Annotated in this window: 7 protein-coding genes (1 of these 7 running past the window's edge); 3 read left to right on the top strand and 4 right to left on the bottom strand. The window is 74.5% G+C overall.

From position 1 onward, the window contains the following. Nucleotides 1-8: 8 nt before the first annotated feature. From IH50_RS0119350 to IH50_RS0119335, 4 genes are all read right to left on the bottom strand, one after another. Nucleotides 9-1244 carry a PP2C family protein-serine/threonine phosphatase gene (locus IH50_RS0119350; RefSeq protein WP_078914032.1) on the bottom strand — a complete coding sequence of 412 codons (1236 nt, stop codon included), beginning with the start codon at nucleotides 1242-1244 and terminating at the stop codon, nucleotides 9-11. Between the two features lie 101 nt (nucleotides 1245-1345). Further along, a complete protein-coding gene (locus tag IH50_RS0119345) occupies nucleotides 1346-2098 on the bottom strand; it encodes an IclR family transcriptional regulator (RefSeq protein WP_030863458.1) in 753 nt (250 codons plus the stop codon). Between the two features lie 88 nt (nucleotides 2099-2186). Continuing rightward, nucleotides 2187-6491: a GH92 family glycosyl hydrolase gene (locus IH50_RS0119340; protein ID WP_030863457.1), complete on the bottom strand. Its 4305-nt coding sequence runs from the start codon at nucleotides 6489-6491 to the stop codon at nucleotides 2187-2189. Between the two features lie 191 nt (nucleotides 6492-6682). After that, nucleotides 6683-8116, bottom strand: a complete 1434-nt coding sequence (locus IH50_RS0119335; protein WP_030863453.1) for a cellulose binding domain-containing protein — start codon at nucleotides 8114-8116, stop codon at nucleotides 6683-6685. 356 nt (nucleotides 8117-8472) lie between these two features. Here IH50_RS0119335 and IH50_RS0119330 point away from each other — a divergent pair, with 356 nt between their 5' ends. The 3 genes from IH50_RS0119330 to IH50_RS0119320 all read left to right on the top strand — a co-directional run. Beyond that, nucleotides 8473-9318 (top strand): GntR family transcriptional regulator, encoded by an 846-nt coding sequence (locus IH50_RS0119330; protein ID WP_030863450.1) that lies wholly within the window; start codon nucleotides 8473-8475, stop codon nucleotides 9316-9318. Between the two features lie 252 nt (nucleotides 9319-9570). Beyond that, entirely contained in the window at nucleotides 9571-10608 is a 1038-nt protein-coding gene (locus IH50_RS0119325; protein WP_030863447.1) for a GDP-mannose 4,6-dehydratase, read from the top strand. Between the two features lie 389 nt (nucleotides 10609-10997). Further along, nucleotides 10998-21965, top strand: partial view of a type I polyketide synthase gene (locus tag IH50_RS0119320; protein ID WP_030863445.1) — the beginning only. Its footprint extends 17637 nt past the window's final position; the window shows 10968 of its 28605 coding nt (coding positions 1-10968); the start codon lies at nucleotides 10998-11000; the stop codon falls past the right edge of the window.

Raw genomic sequence — 21965 nt, 5'->3', positions numbered from 1 at the left:
CGGCCGCGCTAGGCGGCGCCTTCGCGGTCGTCGGAGGTGCCGTCGGCGTCCGGTTCCGGTCGTGTCGTGAGCGGCAGGACGACGGGGGAGGCCGCGTCCGCCGCCCCGGCGGTGGCGGGGGGCTTGCGCAGCAGGAGCAGTGCCGCGTCGTCGTGCAGTCGGCCGCCCACGTGGTCCAGCAGTTCCTGGTGCAGCGCGGCGAGCGTGCGGGCCGGCTCGTCGCACAGGTGCCGGGCCAGGCCCTCGGCCAGCGGGTAGAACGCGCGGCCGGCGTCGCGGGCCTCCGTGACCCCGTCGGTGTAGAACAGCAGCTGGTCCCCCTCGGTGAAGGACACCACCTGGAGGCCGGGGGACTCGCCCGACAGGGCGCGCAGCCCCAGGGGCGGCGCCGGGTGGTCGGGGTCCACCGGCACCACCTCGGTGCCGCGGACCAGCAGCGGGGGAGCGTGTCCGCAGTTGACCACCTCCAGCCGCCCCGGCTCCGGGTAGCCGGCGACCACGGCGGTGACGAAGTCGTCGTGGCCGAGGTTGCGGGCCAGGCTCCGTTCGATCCGGCAGACGACGTCCAGCAGATCGGGCTCGTCGTAGGCGGCCTCCCGGAAGACACCGAGCACGAGCGCGGCCGTCCCCACGGCCGGCAGCCCCTTGCCGCGCACATCGCCGACGATCATCCTGACCCCGTACGGGGTGGGGATGAGGGCGTAGAGGTCGCCGCCGATCCGGGCCTCCGCCGCGGCGGCGCTGTAGTGGACCGCCGTCTGGAACGGGCCGACGGTCTCCGGGACCGGCAGGAGCAGGGCGTGCTGCGCGGTCTCCGCGACGGAACGGACGGCGGCGAGCACCCGTTCGCGGCGTTCCCGCAGGGCGCTGGCGAGCGTGCCGGCCAGGGCGACGGTCACCAGCGCGGCGAGTACGACGGCCAGCTCCGAGGCCGCCATGCCGTGCCGGGCGCCGATCGCCGCGCCGAGGAGGGAGGCGAGGAGACCCACCCCGAGGACCCCGGCCGGCCGGCTGGTGGCCGCCGCCAGCGCCGGCCCGGCGGCGAGCAGCGGCAGCCAGACCTTGCCCGTTCCGCCGACGAGGTCGACGAACACGACGAGGAAGACGATCAGTACGGAGAGGGCGGGCGTGCCGGCGGCCCAGTGCGCGGCGGCCCGCGCCCGGGGCGACCACGTGTGGCGGACCCCCCGCTTGTACTGCCGTATCGGCCAGTGGTCGCGTCCATGCTGACGGGCGTGACTCATGTGTCGTCCGCAGTCCTCACCTTTGCGCGGCGTGCGCGCGTCCGTAATGTCTGACTTATTCAGGAAAGATGATCGTTGCGAACGTCACAAGGGTGTGCTTTTCAGATAGTGAACGACAGTCCCCGGGTCACCCGCCCGGCGGTCGGCAGGAGGCGTTCGCGCACCTCGTCGAGCCGGTGCAGCCGGTCCTTCGGCATGGAGACACCGAGCGAGCCCAGGGTGTCCCCGCTGTAGACCGGCACCGCGACACAGACGGTGCCCAGGGAGTACTCCTCCAGGTCGGCGACGGCCGGCGCCAGGTCGCTGCTCTCCAGCCGGCGCACCAGCTCCTCGGCCGTGGTGATCGTCCGCGGGGTGAGGTCGTTGAGGGGGTGCCGGGAGAGGTACTCCTTGCGCGCCTCGTCGTCGAGCTCCCGGAGCACCGACTTGCCCAGCGCGGTGGCGTGCCCGGCGTCCTCGAACCCCACCCACAGCTCGGCCCGCGGGGTGCGGGGGCTGTCGACGATCTCGGCGACGCGGATCTCACCGTCCTCGTAGAAGGTGAGGTAGGCGGCGGTGGACAGCTCGTCCCGCAGCGCGGCGAGCGCCGGCCGGACCCGGCTGAGCAGCGCCTGGCCGCGGCCCGTCGTGTGCAAGGTCTGGAACCGGTCGCCCAGGACGAATCCGCCGTCGTCCAGCTTGCGCAGATACCCGTCGTGCACCAGCGTGCGCAGCAGGTGGTAGGCCGTGGCCAGGGGCAGCCCCGTCTCCCGCGCCAGCTGTTTCGCCGGCGCGCCGTTCTCATGGGCGCCCGCCGCCTCCAGCAGCCGGAAGGCGCGCTGCACGGAGGTGATGAGCGTCGGGCCCGCACCCATGGGACCAGCCTGCGCCGGTCGCCCGCCGCAGGCAAGTAAGGCCCCGCTCGGCCTGGGGCGAGCGGAGCCTCACGGCGAGGGCCGCGGGTCAGCGGCCGGCGGCCGGGGCGGGCGGTACGGGCACCCCGTCCTCGGTCACGTACTTCGTGCCGTCGTCGTACTTGGTGATGGTGAAGGAGTCCAGTACCTCCCCGGGCTCCTTGTCCGTGGTGGACCGGTCGTCCCACTTCGCGGCGACGACCGCCTCGTAGCGGATCGTGTCCTTCGTGACCTTGATCCCCTGGAAGGTGGAGGTGTGTCCGGCGCGCACCACCTGGGTCGCCCCGTTGCGGGTCCACACGTTGTCGTCCTCGGGGGCGAGCTCGTAGTACTTCGGCCCGGAGACGGCGACCGTGTAGACGGGGCCGGTGGTCACGCCGGGCGTGGCGGTGGCGTCGGAGTCGACGTACCCGCGCGCGTACACGTGGTCGTGTCCCATCAGCACCAGGTCGATGTCGCCGCGCTGGAACACCGGCAGCCAGGCGTCCCGCACCGCCTTCTCGTCGCGGCCCTCGGCCCCGGAGAACACCGGCTGGTGGAACACCGCCACCGCCCATTTGCTGGGATTGTCCTCGAGGATGTGGTCCAGCCACCTGCTCTGCATGCCGAGCCAGAGCTTCTCGGGGTCGGGGCAGTTCTCACTGCACTCCGGGAGGTCGTCCGGCGTCATCAGCGAGCGGGCGTCACCCGTGCTCGCGTTGAGGGAGACGAACCGCACCCCCTGGTAGTCGGTGTAGTACGCGGTCTCGGCGAGCGCCTTCGCCATGTGCGCCTCGTAGGCGGCGCGCTGCCGCCCGGCCGGGGTGTCGTCCTCGGCCGTCGAGACGCTCGGCCCGTTGCCCGGGTACTCGAACGTCGACTTCCACTTCTTGAGGAAGGTGTCCCCCGAGTACTCGTGGTTGCCGGGCGCGGCGATGACGTTGGTCGTCTGGCTGTAGCCGTCCATCGCCCCGAACCAGTCGCGCCACTCGCTGTCGTTGCCCGAGGAGTTCACCAGGTCTCCGGCGTTGACGCTGCCGACGGCGTCGGGATAGCGCGCGTACGCCTGCTTCACCACCGGCGCCCACTTCGCCGACAGCTCGTTCTGCGCGTCGCCGAAGTACAGGAAGGTGAAGTCCTCGCCGGCGGGCCGGGCGGTGGTGAACCGGTACACCGGGCTGAACCGGTCGCCGGTGCCGACCTGGTACTCGTACGCGGTGCCGGGGGAGAGGCGGTCGAGGACCGCGGAGTGGGTGCGGGTCCGCTCGCCGTCCGAGGTCAGCTCCTCGTTCGCGCGGGCGGCCACGGTCCGCCACGGTGCGGTGCCGGCCTCACGGACCCGCACCTCGCCCGAGGTGAACGCCGCCGCCGTACGCCAGGTGACGGCCTGGGACGTCTCCGGCTTCCCGGTCGGCGTCAGGACGATCCGCTCCGGGGCGGAACCGGGAACCTCGAGATCCGGATTGTCGGTGAGCGCCACGTCGAACACGTGCATGACGCCCCGGTCGGTGCCCTGCGGCAGGACGACGGCGGCCACCCGCTTCGCCGGGTCCAGCAGCTGCGGACGGGTGGCGAACACCTTGGTCTGCACGGTGTCGGCGCCGCCCGCGGCCCGGTTGCGTCCCGTGGTGGTCACCAGCGGCTCGTTGCCGAACTGGTGGTTCGTCCCGGGGGTCCAGTCCGTGAACCGCACCGGCACCGGCTGGGTGGAGCCGTCGGTGTACTCGACCACCGCGGTGCCCTGCGAGGGCCCGTTGGTGGCCAGCCCCAGGAAGGAGATCCCGGTCGCCGGCGTCCCGTCCAGGGGGATGCGCTGGCCGTGCGGGATCCAGTTGTCGGGCTCCCCGGGCTCGGTGTCCGGCCAGGTGAACTCGACACCGGTGCCGCCCAGCGCGAGCTTCGCGCCCGGCGCCGCCCCGGCCGCCGCCAGCCGCTCCCGGGACAGGGAGTTGTCGCTGAGGTCGAGGGAGCCGAGGTTCCCCCGGCCGTCGGGAGTGGTGCCGATGTTGTTCCGGGCGTCCGTGCCGTCCGTGTGCGACGGGGGGACGTCCCCCGCGCGGGTGCCCCAGGTGCCGGGTGTCTCCGACATCCGGAAACCGAGCCTGCCGCCCTCGCGGGTGAACTCCGCGGGGAGCCAGGAACGGGTGGTGGCCCGGCCGTTCACCTTCAACGAGCTCACGTACGGTGCCTCGTCGGCGCGCGGCGCGTCGAGGACGATCCTGCGCCGGCTGTCGGCGCTGTCCACCACGACCCGGTCGAACATCGGGCCGCTCACCACCAGGTCGGCGGTGCCGGGGACGGCGGGGAAGAGCCCGATGTTCGCCCACACGTACCAGCTGCTCAGCGAACCGAGGTCGTCGTTGCCGGGCAGCCCCGAGGGCGTGGTGTCGTACATCTCGTCCACCGCGCGGCGCAGCACGTCCGCCGTACGGTGCGGCCGCCGCAGCCAGTTGTGGACGAACGGCATGGTGAAGCTGGGCTGGTTGCTCAGATACGCGCCCGAGGTGTTGTACACGCCGGCGTCGAGCTCACGGGTGTGGTCGTCCAGCGCCCTGGTGGTGGCCTCGACGCCGCCCCGCTTCTCGATGAGCGCGCCCACGTTGTGCGGGACCATCCAGCCGTACTGGTAACCGGTCGCCTGCTCGAACTGGTCGCCCCGCTCACCGAGATCGAACCCCCGGTCGAAGCCCGTACGGTCACGGGGGCGGATGTGGTCACTGGCCTCGTCGAACACGTTCTGCCAGTTCTGCGCCCGGACCATGTACCGGTCGTACGTCTCCCGGTCGCCGAGGCGCCGGGCGAGCTGGGCGATGCCGAAGTCGTCGACGGCGTACTCGAGCGTCTTCGACGTCGCCGAGTCGCCCTTGCGGTTCTCGATGAAGCCGACGGTCGCGTACTGGTAGGCGTGCCGCCGCAGCGTGGAGTCGGCGGGCAGGTCCTGCGTCGACTTCATCGACTCCAGCGCGGCCCGCCGGTCGTAGTCCGTGCTGCCGAACGCGTCGATCGAGGCGACCACCGATTGCAGCGAGTCGCCGCTCATCTTCTGCTGCGCCTGGTTCAGGTGCGGCCAGTTGGGCCAGCTGCCGGTCTGGCGCACCATGTCGGTGATCGACTGGTTGATGTCGCTGCCGACCTCGGGGAACAGCAGCGCGATCAGCTGGGCCTGGCTGCGGTAGGTGTCCCAGCCGGCATAGGTGACGTAGTGGTGGCGGCCCTCGGCGACCCGGTGGAGCTCGCCGTCGTAGCCGCGGTACTCGCCGTTCACGTCGTCGAAGACGTTCGGATGGAGCAGCGCATGGTAGAGCGCGGTGTAGAACTTCACCCGCTCGTCCCGGGTGCCGCCGTCCGCGTCCACCGTGCCGAGCGCGTCCCGCCACACGCGGGCGGTCCGCGCGCGGACCCGGTCGAAGCTCCGGCCGCGGGTCTCGTCGGCCGCGTTGCGGGCCGCGCCCGCGACGCTCACATAGCTGAGGCCGGTCTTCGCGGTGACCTTCGCGCCCCGGTCGAAGACGAGGTAGGCGCCCGCCCCGTGCTGGGTGTCACCACCGGAGGCGGCGGCCGATCCCGGCCGTACGTCCGAGCCCTGCCAGGTGCCGTGGGCCTTGACGGGCCGGTCGAACGTGGTCGAGAAGTAGGCCCGGTAGCGTCCGCCCTCGTCGCACACCGAGGCGGTCTCCACCCAGCCGCTGACGGTGTCGCCGTCGACCTTCACCTCGCTGCCGAAGACCCGGTTGTTGGAGCCGGCCACGTCGAACAGCAGCGTCGAGGTGCCGTCCGAGGGGAAGTCGAAGCGGCTCACGGCGGTGCGGGTGGTGGCCGTCAGCTCCGTCTCCACGCCGTTGGCGAGGTCCACGGAGTAGTAGCCGGGGTCGGCCTTCTCGTCGGCGTGGTCGAAGCCGACGTAGTAGTCGGTGACCTTGTCGGCCGGGCTGGACGGCAGGGCGCCGTCGGTGAGGTCGCCGGTGTAGGGCAGGACGGGGAAGTCGAAGCCGCTGTACCGGCCCTCGCAGCCGGTCCCGGAGAGCCGGGTCATGCCGAAGCCGCGGATCCTGTCGGCCGTGTACTCGTAACCGCCCTTCTGGTCCCCGTCCGAGGAGCGGTACGTGGTGGGGGAGGACTGCACCATGCCGAACGGCACCGTGGCGCCCGGCCAGGTGTTGCCGTACGCGCTGTTGCCCTTGTTCTGGGAGGTGTCCAGCCGGGTGCCGATGAACGGGTCGACGGCGTCGAACGCGGCGATGTCGCGGCCCTTGGCGGCGGCGCCCGTGACGGGCGTGAGCCCGGCGACCAGGGTGCCGAGGATCAGCGCGGCGGCGAGGAGTCTGCGCCGGCCCGGCGGGGGCGTCGGCGGATGGGGTCCGGTGGCGTTCCGCATGGCGTGGGCATCCCTGCTTCCGGTAGGTGTGACAACGTTGTCTGCGTGCGGCCCCGGTCGGGCCGCGTCCTACAGTCCAGCCTTTCGGGCTCGACGGCGGAAGCCCTTGACGAAGATCACGTGAACTCGGGGGGAAGCCCGCCCGGACGCGGCCGGGGCCCCGGTGAGGGGCCCCGGCCGGGCTCAGGCCGTCAGGGTGCGGGGACCTCGTCCACGAAGGACGTGCCGGCGCCTCGGTAGGCGTTGATCTTCGCGGTCACCTGGGCGGGGGTGAGCACCTGGTCCTTGACGTGCAGCACGTAGTCGACCTGCTGGTCGTAGGCGCGGGGTGCGGTCGACGTCTGGCCTTGGAGGTCGATCAGCCACTGGTTGAAGTTGATCGACATCGGGCGCTCCGGCAGATACGCGGCGTCGTGCGTGCCGAAGTGCTGACCGTCGACGTAGTAGGTGATGGCGCTGTCGTCGATGGTCACCACCAGGTCGTGCCAGCCGGCGAAGCTGCGCCGGCTCTCGGTGTGCTGGTTGACGGCCTGCCAGGGGTCGGGGTTGTAGGTCTCCCAGGAGGTCGTGTAGAGGATGTTCGAGGGCTCGCCCCAGCCGCCGTTGGGCAGGTACTCGAAGTCGTACTCGGCGTAGTCGTCGGCCATGGGGGCCTTGAGGTCGTTGATGGTGAAGAAGGTCTGCACGACGCGGTCGCCGTCGGGACCGTACTTCGGGGTGTCGGAGAACCGCACCCGGGCGGCGTAGGTGCCGTTTCTGAACTTCATGCTCTTGGTGAGGACTTCGGTGTGGACGGTGGAGGCGCCGGTGCCGGCGGTGGAGGTCTCCAGGTTCATCACCGAGTTGCCGCCCGAGGTGCTGAAGGTGACCTTGGACGGGTCCCAGGCCGCGCCGGGCACGCCGGGGCCGCCGGAGTTGGACCGCACGCTCCAGCCGTGCGCGGAGATCGCCGGGTCGGTGTGCGAGGTGTAGTCGAAGTCGTCGAACAGGGTCTGGCCGCCGCCCGGCGGGTCGGTCGGGTCCGTGGGATCGGTCGGATCGGTGGGGTCGTTGCCCTCGGGAGCCGTGCCCCACACCGTGGTGCCGGCGAGCTGGGCGGTGACCTTGTTCCAGTCGGCGTACGAGGTCCGGGCGCCGTCGAAGGAGTAGTCGTCGCTCTGCCTGAGCGTCTGCCAGTTGGCCTGGTAGAAGCGCAGTTGCATGTCCCCGGTGTCGGCGCCGGGCGCCAGGGAGCCGGCGGCCGGGGTGAAACCGATCTCCAGATAGCGGTCGGCGGTCGCGGTGGGGTGCGCGAGCGTGCCGAACGTGCCGGTGACGGCGGAGCAGCCCCTGACCGCCCAGGAACAGGCGAAGCGGTACGTGGCGTTCGGGGCGTCCGCCTTGAAGTAGTAGCGGACCTTCACCTGGCTCAACTGCACGGTCGTGGAGCCCGTGTTGCGGACCTTGAGCCAGGGCTCGCTCTGGTCGGCGGTGGCTCCGCCCGCGCTGGTGCGGTACTGCACGGTGACGGCGCCGTCCGCGGCGGCGGCGGTGGTGGCGGGGAGGCCGGCCAGGGCGGTGCCGCCGAGCAGGGCGGTCAGCGCGAGTGCCGCGTGGGTGCGGCGGCAGAGGGGACGAGTGCTCATCCGTGTTCCTTTTCTGTGGGGGTGGCGCACGGTGGATCGTCTGTGCGGCGTGTGCGGGTGCCGCCGCGCGCCGTGGAGCGCGAGGGGCGGCCCGGACCTTCGCGGGACACGCGCGGTCGCGGACGGACGGCGAGCGGCGGTACACGCACGGTCCTCGGGATTGACCAGTCGGCCCCCGAGGCTTTACCAGTCGATGTCGAACGAAGGTGGCATAGACCAATGTGGCCGTCAACCCTCCTGGCAGGAAAGGAAATCGATGTTCCCCGACAGTCCCCCTCGGGCGGCGGACCAGTTACGGTCGAAGCCGTACCAGTGCCACGACGACCCGCCGGTCCGACGACGAACGAGGGTCCCGCATGGAGATCGATCCCGCCGCCTCGCGCGCCGTGCTCAAGCGCGAACGGGTCCGCGACGCGATCCTCGAGCTCATCGAGGCCCGGCGCCCCGGTGACGCCATCCCCTCGGAACGCAGCCTGTGCGCCCGGCTCGGCGTGTCCCGGCCCACGCTGCGCGCCGCCGTGGACGAACTCGTGGTCGCGGGACTGCTGGTGCGCGAGCACGGCCGCGGCATGTTCGTCGCCGCCGAGAAGATCACCCAGGAACTGGTCTCCGCGCGGGGCTCCCTCGCCGTGCCGCGGGCCGGCGGCGTGTGGACCAGCCGGGTCCTGGAACTCCGTACCCTGCCGGCCGGCGCGCGGGTGGGCCGCAGGCTGCGCGTCTCGCCCGCGGCGCGGATCCGGTACGTGGCCCGCCTCCGGCTGGTCGACGGCTCGCCCATGGCCATCGAGTACCTGCACGTCCCGGCGGACCTCGTGCCGGAGCTGACCAGGGAGGAACTGGAACAGGGCGATCTGTACGAGCACTTCCGCGACCGCCACGGCGTGCGGGTCGGTGAGGCGGTGCAGTCCATCGAGCCCACCGTGGTGACCCGCGCGGAGGCGGAGCTGCTCGAGGTGCCCGAACTGTCGCCCGCTCTGCTGTTCGAACGCCTCACCACCGACACCGGCGACCGCCCGGTCGAGTACGTCCACTCGCTCTACCGGGGAGACCGGTACCGCATCGTCTCGCGGCTCGCCCTCGGGCCCCGTACCGTCCCCGCGCCGCCGCCCGGGGGACACCACCCGGGCATCCCTCCCGGGGATCTCCCGTCCGGCACACCGGTCAGCTTCTCCACGCGTGGAGTGGTGCAGGACGACCGGTGAGCCGGCGAAGGCCCCGCGCCCGGTCCTCCGAAGACTCGGAAATTCCTTAGCCGTTTCGGTGTTTGCATGGCTGCCACGAGGACGGCTCGTGAGTCAGCGCAGGCCGTGCGTCCCCGGTATGCGGCAGGACCGGCCCTCCGGCCGGTGCGACGGCCGGTGCGCGTCCCGCGCCGGATGCCGCCGCTTCCGGTCCGCGGACACGGTGCGGACTCCCGCCGACCGGTCCTCTCCGTGGCGGTGGAAAGAGAGAAGATGTCCAAGCGCGCACTGATCACCGGAATCACCGGACAGGACGGCTCGTACCTGGCGGAACACCTGCTGAGCCAGGGGTACCGGGTGTGGGGGCTCTGCCGTGGGCAGGCCAACCCGCGGAAGGACCGGATCGCCGAGCTGATCCCCGGCCTGTCCTTCGTGGACGGCGACCTGATGGACCAGGGAAGCCTGGTCTCCGCGGTCGACCTGGTCCAGCCGGACGAGGTCTACAACCTGGGGGCGATCTCCTTCGTCCCCATGTCCTGGCAGCAGCCCGAACTGGTCACCGAGGTCAACGGCACCGGCGTGCTGCGCATGCTCGAGGCCATCCGCATGGTCAGCGGACTCGGCAGGTCCTCCGGCGGCGGTCCCCGGGGCCAGATCCGCTTCTACCAGGCGTCGTCCTCGGAGATGTTCGGCCAGGTCGCCGAGAGCCCGCAGAGCGAGACGACCAGGTTCCACCCCCGCAGCCCCTACGGCGTGGCCAAGACCTTCGGCCACTACATCACCCGCAACTACCGCGAGTCGTTCGGGATGTACGGCGTCTCCGGGATCCTCTTCAACCACGAGTCCCCGCGCCGCGGCGCCGAGTTCGTGACCCGGAAGATCACCCTGGCGGTGGCCCAGATCAAGCTGGGCCTGATGGACAAGGTCAGCCTCGGCAACCTGGACGCCGAGCGCGACTGGGGGTTCGCCGGCGACTACGTGCGCGCCATGCACCTGATGCTCCAGCAGGACGAGCCCGGCGACTACGTCGTGGGCACCGGGCGGATGCACACCGTGCGCGACGCGGCACGCATCGCCTTCGAGCACGTGGGCCTCGACTGGCGCGACCACGTCGTGGTCGACCCCGGCCTGGTGCGGCCCGCCGAGGTCGAGACGCTGTGCGCGGATTCGGCCAACGCCCGCAAGGAGCTGGGCTGGGAACCCGACGTCGACTTCGAGCAGTTGATGCGCATGATGGTCGAGTCCGACCTGCGCCAGGCCTCCCGCGACCGCGACTACAGCCGGCTGGTGGCCGCCGCCGGCAGCTGGTAGGCCCCTTGGGCCGCCGGACCGCCCCGCGCCCCCGGCGTCACACACTAGGGATTTCCGCAGACGCGCCGTCCGAGACTGGGCCCATGGTCTGCGGAAGTGTGTGCGCACCACGCGCGTGGTGCGCGTGGTGCGGAGGAGTCGTCGCGGCGGTCCCCGCCCGGCGCGGCGCCGGGGATCCGCCGCGGACCGGCGGACCCCGGCACCGCGTACGGCCCGGCCCGCGCGGCGCGTGACCTCCCGCACCGGCCGCCCCGCCCCGCCGGCCCCGCCTCCTCCCCTCCCTCCTTCCGACACCCCGGCCGTCCCGCCGAACGGCCGCCCCGAACACCCGGTGTCCCCGCCGGACCACCAGCCGTCCGCCGGTCTTCTTCCAGATGGGTTGCGTTGACATGGACAAGGAACAGAAGCTCCGGGACTACCTCAAGCGAGCCAGCGCCGACCTGAAGCGTTCGCGGCAGCGGGTGAGCGAGCTGGAGGCGGCGGCCACCGAGCCCATCGCGATCGTCGGCATGGGCTGCCGCTACCCGGGCGGCGTGAACAGCCCCGAGGACCTGTGGCGGATGCTGGCCGCCGGTGAGGAGGGCATCACCCCCATGCCCGGCGACCGCGGCTGGGAGACCGCGATCGGCGACGGGCCCGCCGACTTCGCCGGCGGCTTCCTGCACGACGCGCCCGCCTTCGACGCGGACTTCTTCGGCATCTCGCCCCGCGAGGCCCTGTCCATGGACCCGCAGCAGCGCCTGCTCCTGGAGACCTCCTGGGAGGCCTTCGAGCGCGCCGGGATCGACCCGTCCGGCGTGCGCGGCAGCCGTACCGGCGTGTTCGTCGGCGCCATGCCGCAGGACTACCGCGTCGGCCCCGACGACGACGTCCAGGGCTTCCAGCTCACCGGCAACGCCACCAGCATCCTGTCCGGCCGGCTCTCCTACTTCTACGGCGCCGTCGGCCCCGCTGTGACGGTCGACACCGCCTGCTCGTCCTCCCTGGTCGCCCTGCACCTGGCCGCGCAGTCGCTGCGGGCGGGGGAGTGCTCGCTGGCGCTGGCGGCCGGTGTCACCGTGATGGCGAGCCCCACCACGTTCGTCGAGTTCGCCCGCCAGGGCGGCCTCGCCGGCGACGGCCGCTGCAAGTCCTTCGCCGACGCCGCCGACGGCACCGGCTGGTCCGAGGGCGCCGGCGTCCTCGTCCTGGAACGCCTCTCCGACGCCCGCCGCAACGGCCACGAGATCCTCGCCGTCGTCCGCGGCTCCGCCGTCAACCAGGACGGCGCCTCCAACGGCCTGACCGCCCCCAACGGCCCCTCCCAGCAGCGCGTCATCGAGGCCGCCCTGGTCAACGCCCGCCTCTCCGCCGCCGAGGTGGACGCGGTCGAGGCGCACGGCACCGGCACCGTCCTCGGCGACCCCGTCGAGGCGCAGGCCCTCCTCGCCACCTACGGCCGGGGCCGCGACCCCGAGCGCCCGCTGCTCCTCGGCTCCGTCAAGTCGAACATCGGCCACACCCAGGCCGCCGCCGGCGTCGCCGGCGTCATCAAGACGGTCATGGCGCTCCGCCACGACCTGCTCCCGCGCACCCTGCACGTGGACCGGCCGTCCACCCACGTCGACTGGACCGAGGGAGCCGTCCGCCTCCTCACCGAGCCCGCACCGTGGCCGCGCCGCGCCGACGCCCCGCGCCGGGCCGGCATCTCCTCCTTCGGCCTGTCCGGCACCAACGCGCACACCATCATCGAGGAAGCCCCCGCCGAGGAGCCCGCCGCCGAGGAGACCCCCGCGGCCCCCGCCGTCGAACCCGGCGTCCTGCCCTGGCTGCTGTCCGGCCGCACCACCGACGCCCTGCGCGAGCAGGCCGGCCGGCTGCTGACCCACCTCCGCGACCGGCCCGCGCTCACCGCCCTCGACACCGCCCACGCCCTGGCCACCACCCGCTCCGCCTTCGAGCACCGCGCCGCGCTCACCGCCGCCGACCGCGACACCGCCCTCACCGCCCTCACGGCGTTCGCCGCCGGCGAGGACGCGCCCGGCCTCACCGTCCGCCACACCCGCGGCCGCCCCAAGCTCGCCGTGCTCTTCTCCGGCCAGGGCTCCCAGCGCCCCGGCATGGGCCGCGGCCTGTACGCCCGCTTCCCCGTCTTCGCGCGCGCCCTCGACGAGGTCCTCGGCCACCTCGACACCCTGCTCGACCGCCCGCTGCGCCCCCTGCTGCTGGCCGAGGAGGGCACCGCCGAGGCCGCCCTGCTCGACCGCACCGGATACGCGCAGCCCGCCCTCTTCGCCCTCGAGGTCGCCCTGTACCGGCTGGTGGAGTCCTGGGGCCTGACCCCCGACCACGTCACCGGCCACTCCGTCGGCGAGATCACCGCCGCGCACGTCGCGGGCGTCTTCTCCCTCCAGGACGCCTGCACCCTGGTCGCCGCCCGCGGCCGGCTGATGGAGGCGCTGCCCGAGGGCGGCGCCATGGTCTCCGTCGAGGCCACCGAGGACGAGGTGGCCCCGCTGGTCGCCGAGCGCGCCGAACGGGTGTCGATCGCCGCCCTCAACGGCCCCCTGGCCGTGGTCGTCGCGGGCGCCGCCGACGACGTCGACGCCGTGGCGGCCCACTTCGACGGGCTCGGCCGCCGCACCCGCCGGCTGCGCGTCTCGCACGCCTTCCACTCGCCGCTGATGGAGCCGATGCTCGCGGAGTTCCGGGAGACCGTCGCCGGGCTGCGCCCGCAGGCCCCCGCGCTGCCCGTGGTCTCCAACCTCACCGGCACGCCCGCCACCGTCGGACAGCTCACCTCCGCCGACTACTGGACCGACCACGTCCGCCACGCCGTCCGCTTCGCCGACGGCGTCTCCTGGCTGGCCGGCCACGGCACCGGCGTCTTCCTCGAACTCGGCCCCGACGGCACCCTGTCCGCGCTCACCCGCGCCTGCCTGGACGCCGCCGGACACGAGGACGCCGCCGTCCTGCCCGCCCTGCGCAAGGACCGCCCCGAGCCCACCGCGCTCACCGAGACCGCCACCGGCCTGTACCTGCACGGCGTGCCGCTGCGCTGGGACACCTGGTTCGAGGGCACCGGCGCCCGCCGCGCCGACCTGCCGACGTACGCCTTCCAGCACCGCCGCTTCTGGCCCAAGGGCGTCACCGGGACCGCCGGCGACGTACGGGCCGCGGGCCTGGGCGCCGCCCACCACCCGCTGCTGGCCGCCGCCGTCACCCTCGCCAACTCCGACGGACTGCTGCTCACCGGCCGCCTCTCGGTGCGCACCCACCCCTGGCTCGCCGACCACGCGGTCCGCGGCACCGTCCTGCTGCCCGGCACCGCCTTCCTGGAGCTGGCGGTGCGGGCCGGCGACGAGGTCGGCTGCGACCGCGTCGAGGACCTCACCCTCGCCGCCCCGCTCGCCCTGCCCGAGGACGGCGGCGTCCAGGTCCAGGTGTGGATCGCCGGCCCCGACGACACCGGCCGCCGCGCCCTCAGCCTCTACGCCCGCCCCGACGGCGACGACGAACTGCCCTGGACCCGGCACGCCACCGGCACCCTCGCCCCCGGCGCCCGCCACGAGGACGGCTTCGACGCGACCGTGTGGCCCCCGGCCGGCGCCGAACCGGTCGGCCTGGACGGCTTCTACGACTCGCTCGCCGACGCCGGCTTCGGCTACGGCCCGGCCTTCCGCGGCCTGCGGGCGGTGTGGCGGCGCGGCGAGGAGACCTTCGCCGAGGTCGCCCTCGACGCCGGACCCGCCGGCGACGCGCCCTCCTTCGGCCTCCACCCCGCGCTCCTCGACGCCGCCCTGCACGCCACCGCCTTCGCCCCGCTCGGCGAGGACGGACGCGGCGGCCTGCCGTTCTCCTGGCAGGACGTCACCCTGCACGCGAGCGGTGCCACCGAGGCCCGCGTGGGGCTCGTCCCGGCCGGCGACGACGCCGTGTCGATCACCGTCGCCGACACCACCGGCGCGCCCGTCGCCTCCGTGGCCTCCCTGGTGCTGCGCACCGCCCCGGACGCCCGCGCCACCGCCGCCTCCCGCCTGGAGCGGGACGCGCTGTTCGCCCTGGACTGGACCCGGACCACCGCCTCCGCCGACGGCACCGCTCCGCCGGCGGCCGTGGGCCTGCTCGGCGGCGACCACTTCGGCCTCACCGCCGCCCTGACCGCCGCCGGCACGACGGTCACCGACGCCGGCGAGGGGACGCCGGACCTGGTGCTCGCCCCCGTCGCCGGCGCGGGCGACGACCGGATGCCCGCCTCCGTGCACGAGGTCACCGCACGCGCCCTCGGCCACCTGAAGGACTGGCTCGACGCCCCGGCCCGGTCCGGCTCCCGGCTGGTCTTCGTCACCCGGGGCGCCGTCGCCACCGACGGCGGCGGCGTCACCGACCCCGCCGCCGCGGCCGTCTGGGGCCTGGTCCGCTCCGCGCAGACCGAACACCCCGGCCGCTTCGGCCTGCTGGACCTCGACCCGGCGTCCACGGCCGACCCCTCCTCCGCCCTCCAGGCCGCCCTCACCGCCGACGAACCGCAGACCGCCGTCCGCGACGGCGAGGTCCTCGGCGCCCGCCTCACCCGCGTCCGCCCGCCCGCCGAACGGGACACCCCCGCCTGGAACCCCGACGGCACCGTCGTGATCACCGGCGGCACCGGCGGCCTGGGCGCCGTCCTCGCCCGCCACCTCGTCGCCGCACACGGCGTACGGCACCTGCTCCTCGCCGGCCGGCGCGGCCCCGACGCCCCCGGCGCCGCCGAACTCGCCGACGCCCTGCGCGCGTCGGGCGCCGAGGTCACCCTCCGGGCCTGCGACGCCGCCGACCCCGACGCCGTCTCCGCGCTCTTCGCCGCCGTCCCCGAGGACCACCCCGTCACCGCCGTGGTGCACACCGCGGGCGTCCTCGACGACGGGCTCGTGGAGTCCTTCACCGCCGACCGCCTCACCGCCGTCCTGCGGCCCAAGGCCGACGCCGTCTGGCACCTGCACCGGGCCACGCGCGACCTCGACCTCGCCGCGTTCGTCGTCTTCTCCTCCTTCGCCGGCACCGCCGGCGCCCCCGCCCAGGCCGGCTACGCCGCCGCCAACGCCTTCCTCGACGCGCTCGCCGCGACCCGGCGCGCCTCGGGGCTGCCCGCGCTCTCCCTCGGCTGGGGCCCCTGGGCGCCCGGCACCGGCATGACCGGCGAACTCACCGAGCACGACCTGGACCGCCTGTCCCGCTCCGGCACGCCTCCGCTCACCCCCGAGGAGGGCCTGGCCCTCTTCGACGCCGCCCTCGCCCTGCCCCGCGCGGCCGTCCTGCCCGTCCGGCTCGACCTGGCCGCGCTGCGCGGTGGGGGAGAGGTGCCGCCGCTGCTGCGCGGACTGATCCGGGCCCGCCGCCGCACCGTGCGCACCGGCTCCGAGGCCGCCCTCGGCCTCACCCGGCGACTGTCCCGGCTCGACGCCGAGGCCCGCACCGAGACCGTCACCGACCTGGTGCGCGCCCAGGTGGCCGCCGTACTCGGCCACGCCTCCGCCACCGACATCGACCCCGAACGCGCCTTCCAGGACCTCGGCTTCGACTCCCTGACCGCCGTCGAGCTGCGCAACCGGCTCGCCGCCGTCACCGGCCTGCGCACCTCCGCCACCGTCGTCTTCGACCATCCCACGGTGTCCGCGCTCGCCGCCCACCTGCTGGAGGAGCTGACCGGCGCCGCGGACACGGACGCGGCCGCCCCGGCGGCCGCCCCGGCGGCCGGCGCCGACGACCCGATCGTCATCGTCGGCATGAGCTGCCGCTACCCCGGCGGCGTCAGCTCCCCCGACGACCTGTGGCGCCTGGTCACCGAGGGCACCGACGCGGTCGGCGGGCTGCCCGTCAACCGCGGCTGGGACCTGGACGCGCTGTACCACCCGGACCCCGACCACCCCGGCACCTCGTACACCCGCCACGGCGGATTCCTGCACGACGCGGGCGACTTCGACCCCGGCTTCTTCGGCATGAGCCCCCGCGAGGCGCTGGCCACCGACTCCCAGCAGCGACTGCTCCTGGAGGCGTCCTGGACCGCCGTGGAGCACGCCGGCATCGACCCGGTCTCCCTGCGCGGCAGCCGCACCGGCGTCTTCGCCGGCGTCATGTACAGCGACTACTCCGCCGTCCTCGCCGACGAGCGCTTCGAGGGCCACCAGGGCAGCGGCACCGCGCCCAGCATCGCCTCCGGCCGGGTCTCCTACGCCCTCGGCCTGGAGGGCCCGGCGGTCACCGTCGACACCGCCTGCTCCTCCTCCCTGGTCGCCCTGCACTGGGCGATGCAGGCCCTGCGCTCCGGTGAGTGCTCCCTCGCCCTGGCCGGCGGCGTCACCGTGATGTCCACGCCGACCTCCCTGATCGAGTTCTCCCGCCAGCGCGGCCTGTCGCCCGACGGCCGCTGCAAGGCGTTCTCCGACGACGCCGACGGCGTCGGCTGGTCCGAGGGCGTCGGCGTCCTCGTCCTGGAACGGCTCTCCGACGCCCGCCGCAACGGCCACGAGGTCCTCGCCGTGGTCCGCGGTTCGGCCGTCAACCAGGACGGCGCCTCCAACGGCCTGACCGCCCCCAACGGCCCCTCCCAGCAGCGCGTCATCCGCCAGGCCCTCGGCGCCGCCGGGCTCACCCCCGCCGACGTGGACGCCGTCGAGGCGCACGGCACGGGCACGACCCTGGGCGACCCGATCGAGGCGCAGGCCCTCCTCGCCACCTACGGCCAGGACCGCGACCCCGAACGCCCCCTGCTGCTCGGCTCGGTGAAGTCCAACCTGGGCCACACCCAGGCCGCCGCCGGCGTCGCCGGCGTCATCAAGATGGTCATGGCGATGCGCCACGGCGAACTGCCGCGCACCCTGCACGCCGACCGGCCCTCCCGCCACGTCGACTGGGAGTCCGGCGCGGTTTCCCTCCTTCAGGAGCACACCGCCTGGCCCGAGACGGGCCGCCCCCGCCGCGCCGCCGTCTCCTCCTTCGGCATCAGCGGCACCAACGCCCACGTCGTCCTGGAACAGCCCGCGCCGCGCCCCGCGCCCCGCCCCGCCGCCGCGGACGCCGGCGCGCCCGCCGTCCTGCCCTGGGTCCTGTCCGGCCGCACCCGGCCCGCGCTGCGCGCCCAGGCCGCCCGCCTCCTCGCTCACCTGGACGAGCGCCCCGCCCTCGCACCCGCCGACGTGACCCTCTCCCTGGCCACCACCCGGCCCGCGTTCGAACAGCGCGCCGTCGCCGTCGGCACCCCCGACGACGTACGGCGGGCCCTGGCCGCCCTCGCCGCCGACCGGCCCGACCCGGCGCTGGTCCTCGGCGAGACCGGCGGCGCCGGCCGCACCGCCCTGCTCTTCACCGGGCAGGGCAGCCAGCGCCCCGGCACCGGCCGCGAACTGTACGGCCAGTACCCGGAGTTCGCCGAGGCGCTCGACGAGGTCGTGGCGAAACTCGACCCGCTGCTCACCGGCCCGGAGACGGAGACCGCGCCGCGCTCCCTCAAGGACGTCCTCTTCGCCGAGGACGGCACCTCCGAGGCCGCCGCGCTGTACGAGACCGGCTGGACCCAGCCCGCCCTGTTCGCCCTCGGAACCGCCCTGTACCACCTGGTCCGCTCCTGGGGCGTGCGCCCCGGCGTGCTCCTCGGGCACTCCATCGGCGGCATCACCGCCGCCCACGTCGCGGGCGTCCTCTCCCTGGACGACGCCTGCGCCCTGGTCGCCGCGCGCGCCCGGCTGATGCAGGCACTGCCCGAGGGCGGCGCCATGTACGCCGTACAGGCCACCGAGGACGAGGTGCTGCCGCTGCTGGACGGCCTGGAGGACCAGGTCTGCCTGGCCGCCGTCAACAGCCCCGGCTCCGTGGTCGTCTCCGGGGACGAGGACGCCGCCGAGCGCGTCGCCGCCCACTTCGCCGGCCAGGGCCGCACCACCCGCCGGCTGCGGGTCAGCCACGCCTTCCACTCGCCGCGCATGGACGCGATGCTCGACGCCTACCGGCAGGTCGCCGAGGGCCTGGCCTACCACGAGCCGGCCGTGCCGGTCGTCTCCGACCTCACCGGCCGCCCCGCCACCGGCGACGACCTGCGCACCGCCGACTACTGGGTGCGCCACGTCCGCGGCACCGTCCGCTTCGCCGACGCCGTGCGCGCCGCCCACGAGGCGGGCGCCGCCACCTTCCTCGAGCTCGGCCCCGGCGGCTCCCTGGCCTCCCTCACCGAGGACACCCTCGGTGACGACGCCGGCACCGACGCCGTCCCGCTGCTGCGCGCCGACCGCCCCGAGGACGTCAGCGCCCTCACCGCCCTCGCCCGTCTGCACGTGCGCGGGATCCGTGTGGACTGGTCCGCCCTGCACACCGGCGCCACCACCGTCGAACTGCCCACCTACGCCTTCCAGCACGAGACGTACTGGCCCGACACCACCGCCCCCGGCGCCCGCCGCGCCGTGTCCGACCCGGCCGACGCCGCCCTGTGGACCGCCGTCGAACGCGGCGACGCCGACGGGCTCGCCGGACTCCTCGGCCTGCGCGACGAGGAACACGCCTCCCTGTACGCGCTGCTGCCCTCGCTGTCGTCCTGGCGCCGCGCCCGGCAGGAGAAGTCCGTCCTGGACGCCGCCCGCTACCAGGTCGCCTGGCGTCCCGCCACCACCGGCGCCCCCGTCCTGGACGGCACCTGGCTGGCCGTCACCACCGCCGTCACCACCGCCGGTGACGAGGCCGGCGAGGTCCTCGACGCGCTGCGCGGCCACGGCGCCCTGTTCCGGCGCCTCGAACTCGACGCCACCCACCTCGACCGCGAGCACCTCGCCGACGCCCTGCGCGCCGCCGGGGCCGGCGAAGCCGCCGGCATCCTGAACCTGCTGCCGCTCGCCGACGGCCCCCACCCCACCGACGGGGCACCCGGGGACACCGCCACCGGCGGCCTCCCGCCCGGTTTCGCCCTCGGCGTCGTCCTCGCCCAGGCCTGCGGCGACACCGGCACCACCGCCCCGCTGTGGACCGTCACCCGCGGCGCCGTCTCCACCGGCGCCGGCGACCCGCTCACCCACCCCGCCCGCGCCGCCCACTGGGGCCTGGGCCGGGTCACCGCCCTGGAACGCCCCGAACAGCCCGGCGGCCTCGTCGACCTGCCGGCCGTCCTCGACGCGCCCGCCGCGCAGCGCCTGGCCGGCGTGCTCGCCGCCCGCGACGGCGACGACCAGGTCGCCGTCCGCGCCTCCGGCGTCCTCGTCCGCCGCGTGGTCCGCCACCCCGGCGCCGACCTGCCCCGCGAGGACGCCCTCACCGCCTCCGGCACCGTCCTGATCACCGGCGGCACCGGCGGACTCGGCGCCGAGACCGCCCGCCTGCTGGCCCGCGCCGGCGCCGGCCACCTGATCCTCACCGGCCGGCGCGGCCCCGACGCGCCGGGCGCCGCCGAACTCGCCGCCGAACTTCAGGAGTCGGGCGCCCGCGTCACCCTCGTCGCCTGCGACAGCGCCGACCGCGACGCCCTCGCCGCCGTCCTCGCCGCGATCCCCGAGGACGCCCCGCTCACCGGCGTGGTGCACGCCGCGGGCGTCGGTCAGGCCGCCCCGCTGTCCGCCACCCCGCTGGCCGACACCGCCGCCACGATGGCCGCCAAGACCCTCGGCGCCGCCCACCTCGACGCCCTGCTCGACGGCCACGACCTGGACTTCTTCCTGCTGTACTCGTCCGTCGCCGGAGTGTGGGGCAGCGCCGGGCAGAGCGCCTACGCCGCCGCCAACGCCTACCTCGACGCCCTCGCCGAGCACCGGCGCGCCCGCGGCCTGACCGCCACCGCCGTCGCCTGGGGCCCGTGGGCCGAGACCGGCATGGCCCACGCCCACCACTCCGTCTCCGACACCCTCGAACGCAGCGGACTGCGCCTGCTGGCCCCCGCCACCGCCGTCACCGAACTGCGCCGCGCCCTCGTCCAGCGGGACACCGCCGTCACCGTCGCCGACGTCGACTGGGAGCAGTACCACCCCGTCTTCACCGCCGTACGCGCCAGCCGCCTCTTCGACGAGATCGACACCGTCCGCGCCCTGGCCGCCCCCGCGGACACCACCACCGCCGCCGCCTCCGAACTGGCCGGACGGCTGCGCGGACTGACCGGTGACGAGCAGCAGCGGCTGCTCGTGGACCTGGTGCGCTCCGAGGCCGCCGTCGTCCTCGGCCACCCCTCCGCCGACGGCGTCCCCGCCAGGCGGGCCTTCCGCGACGCGGGCTTCGACTCGCTGACCGCCGTGGAACTGCGCAAGCGCCTCGCCGCGCTCACCGGCCTCGCCCTGCCCACCACCCTGGTCTTCGACCACCCCAGCCCGGCCGCCCTCGCCCGCCACCTCCGGGACGAACTCCTCGGCACCGGCGACAGCGCACCCCTCGCCACCGCCGGCCAGGCCGCCACCGACGAGCCCATCGCCATCATCGGCATGAGCTGCCGCTTCCCCGGCGGCGCCCGCTCCGCCGACGCGTTCTGGCGGCTCGTCGCCGACGGCACCGACACCATCTCCGACTTCCCCGTCAACCGCGGCTGGGACGCCGACGCCCTCTACGACCCCGACCCCGACAACCCCGGCACCACCTACTCCACCCTCGGCGGATTCCTGCACGACGCGGGCGAGTTCGACCCCGGCTTCTTCGGCATCTCGCCCCGCGAGGCCGTCACCATGGACCCGCAGCAGCGGCTGCTCCTGGAGACCACCTGGGAGGCGTTCGAGCACGCCGGGATCGACCCCGCCGCGGTGCACTCCACGCCCACCGGCACCTTCATCGGCTCCACCTACCAGGACTACGGCGTCGCCATGGACGACGGCTCCGCCGGGCACGCCGTCACCGGCTCCAGCCCCAGCGTCCTGTCCGGCCGGCTCGCCTACACCTTCGGCCTGGAGGGCCCGGCGGTCACCGTCGACACCGCCTGCTCCTCCTCCCTGGTCGCCCTGCACCTGGCCTGCCAGTCGCTGCGCAACGGCGAGAGCAGCCTCGCCCTCGCGGGCGGCGCCACCGTCATGACCAACCCGATGTCGTTCATCGCGTTCAGCCGGCAGCGCGCCCTGGCCCGCGACGGACGCTGCAAGGCCTTCTCCGACGACGCCGACGGCATGACCCTCGCCGAGGGCGTCGGCGTCCTCGTCCTGGAACGCCTCTCCGACGCCCGCCGCAACGGCCACGAGATCCTCGCCGTGGTGCGCGGCTCCGCCGTCAACCAGGACGGCGCCTCCAACGGCCTCACCGCACCCAACGGCCCCTCCCAGGTCCGCGTCATCCGTCAGGCCCTGAACGCCGCCGGACTCACCCCCGACGACATCGACGTGGTCGAGGCGCACGGCACCGGCACCGCGCTCGGCGACCCCATCGAGGCACAGGCCCTGCACGCCACCTACGGA

It is taken from the genome of Streptomyces sp. NRRL S-37 (assembly GCF_000721605.1).
In the GTDB taxonomy this organism is placed as follows: domain Bacteria; phylum Actinomycetota; class Actinomycetes; order Streptomycetales; family Streptomycetaceae; genus Streptomyces.
Note: the sequence above shows the minus strand (reverse complement) of the source record. Positions and strands in the feature narration are given on the sequence as shown.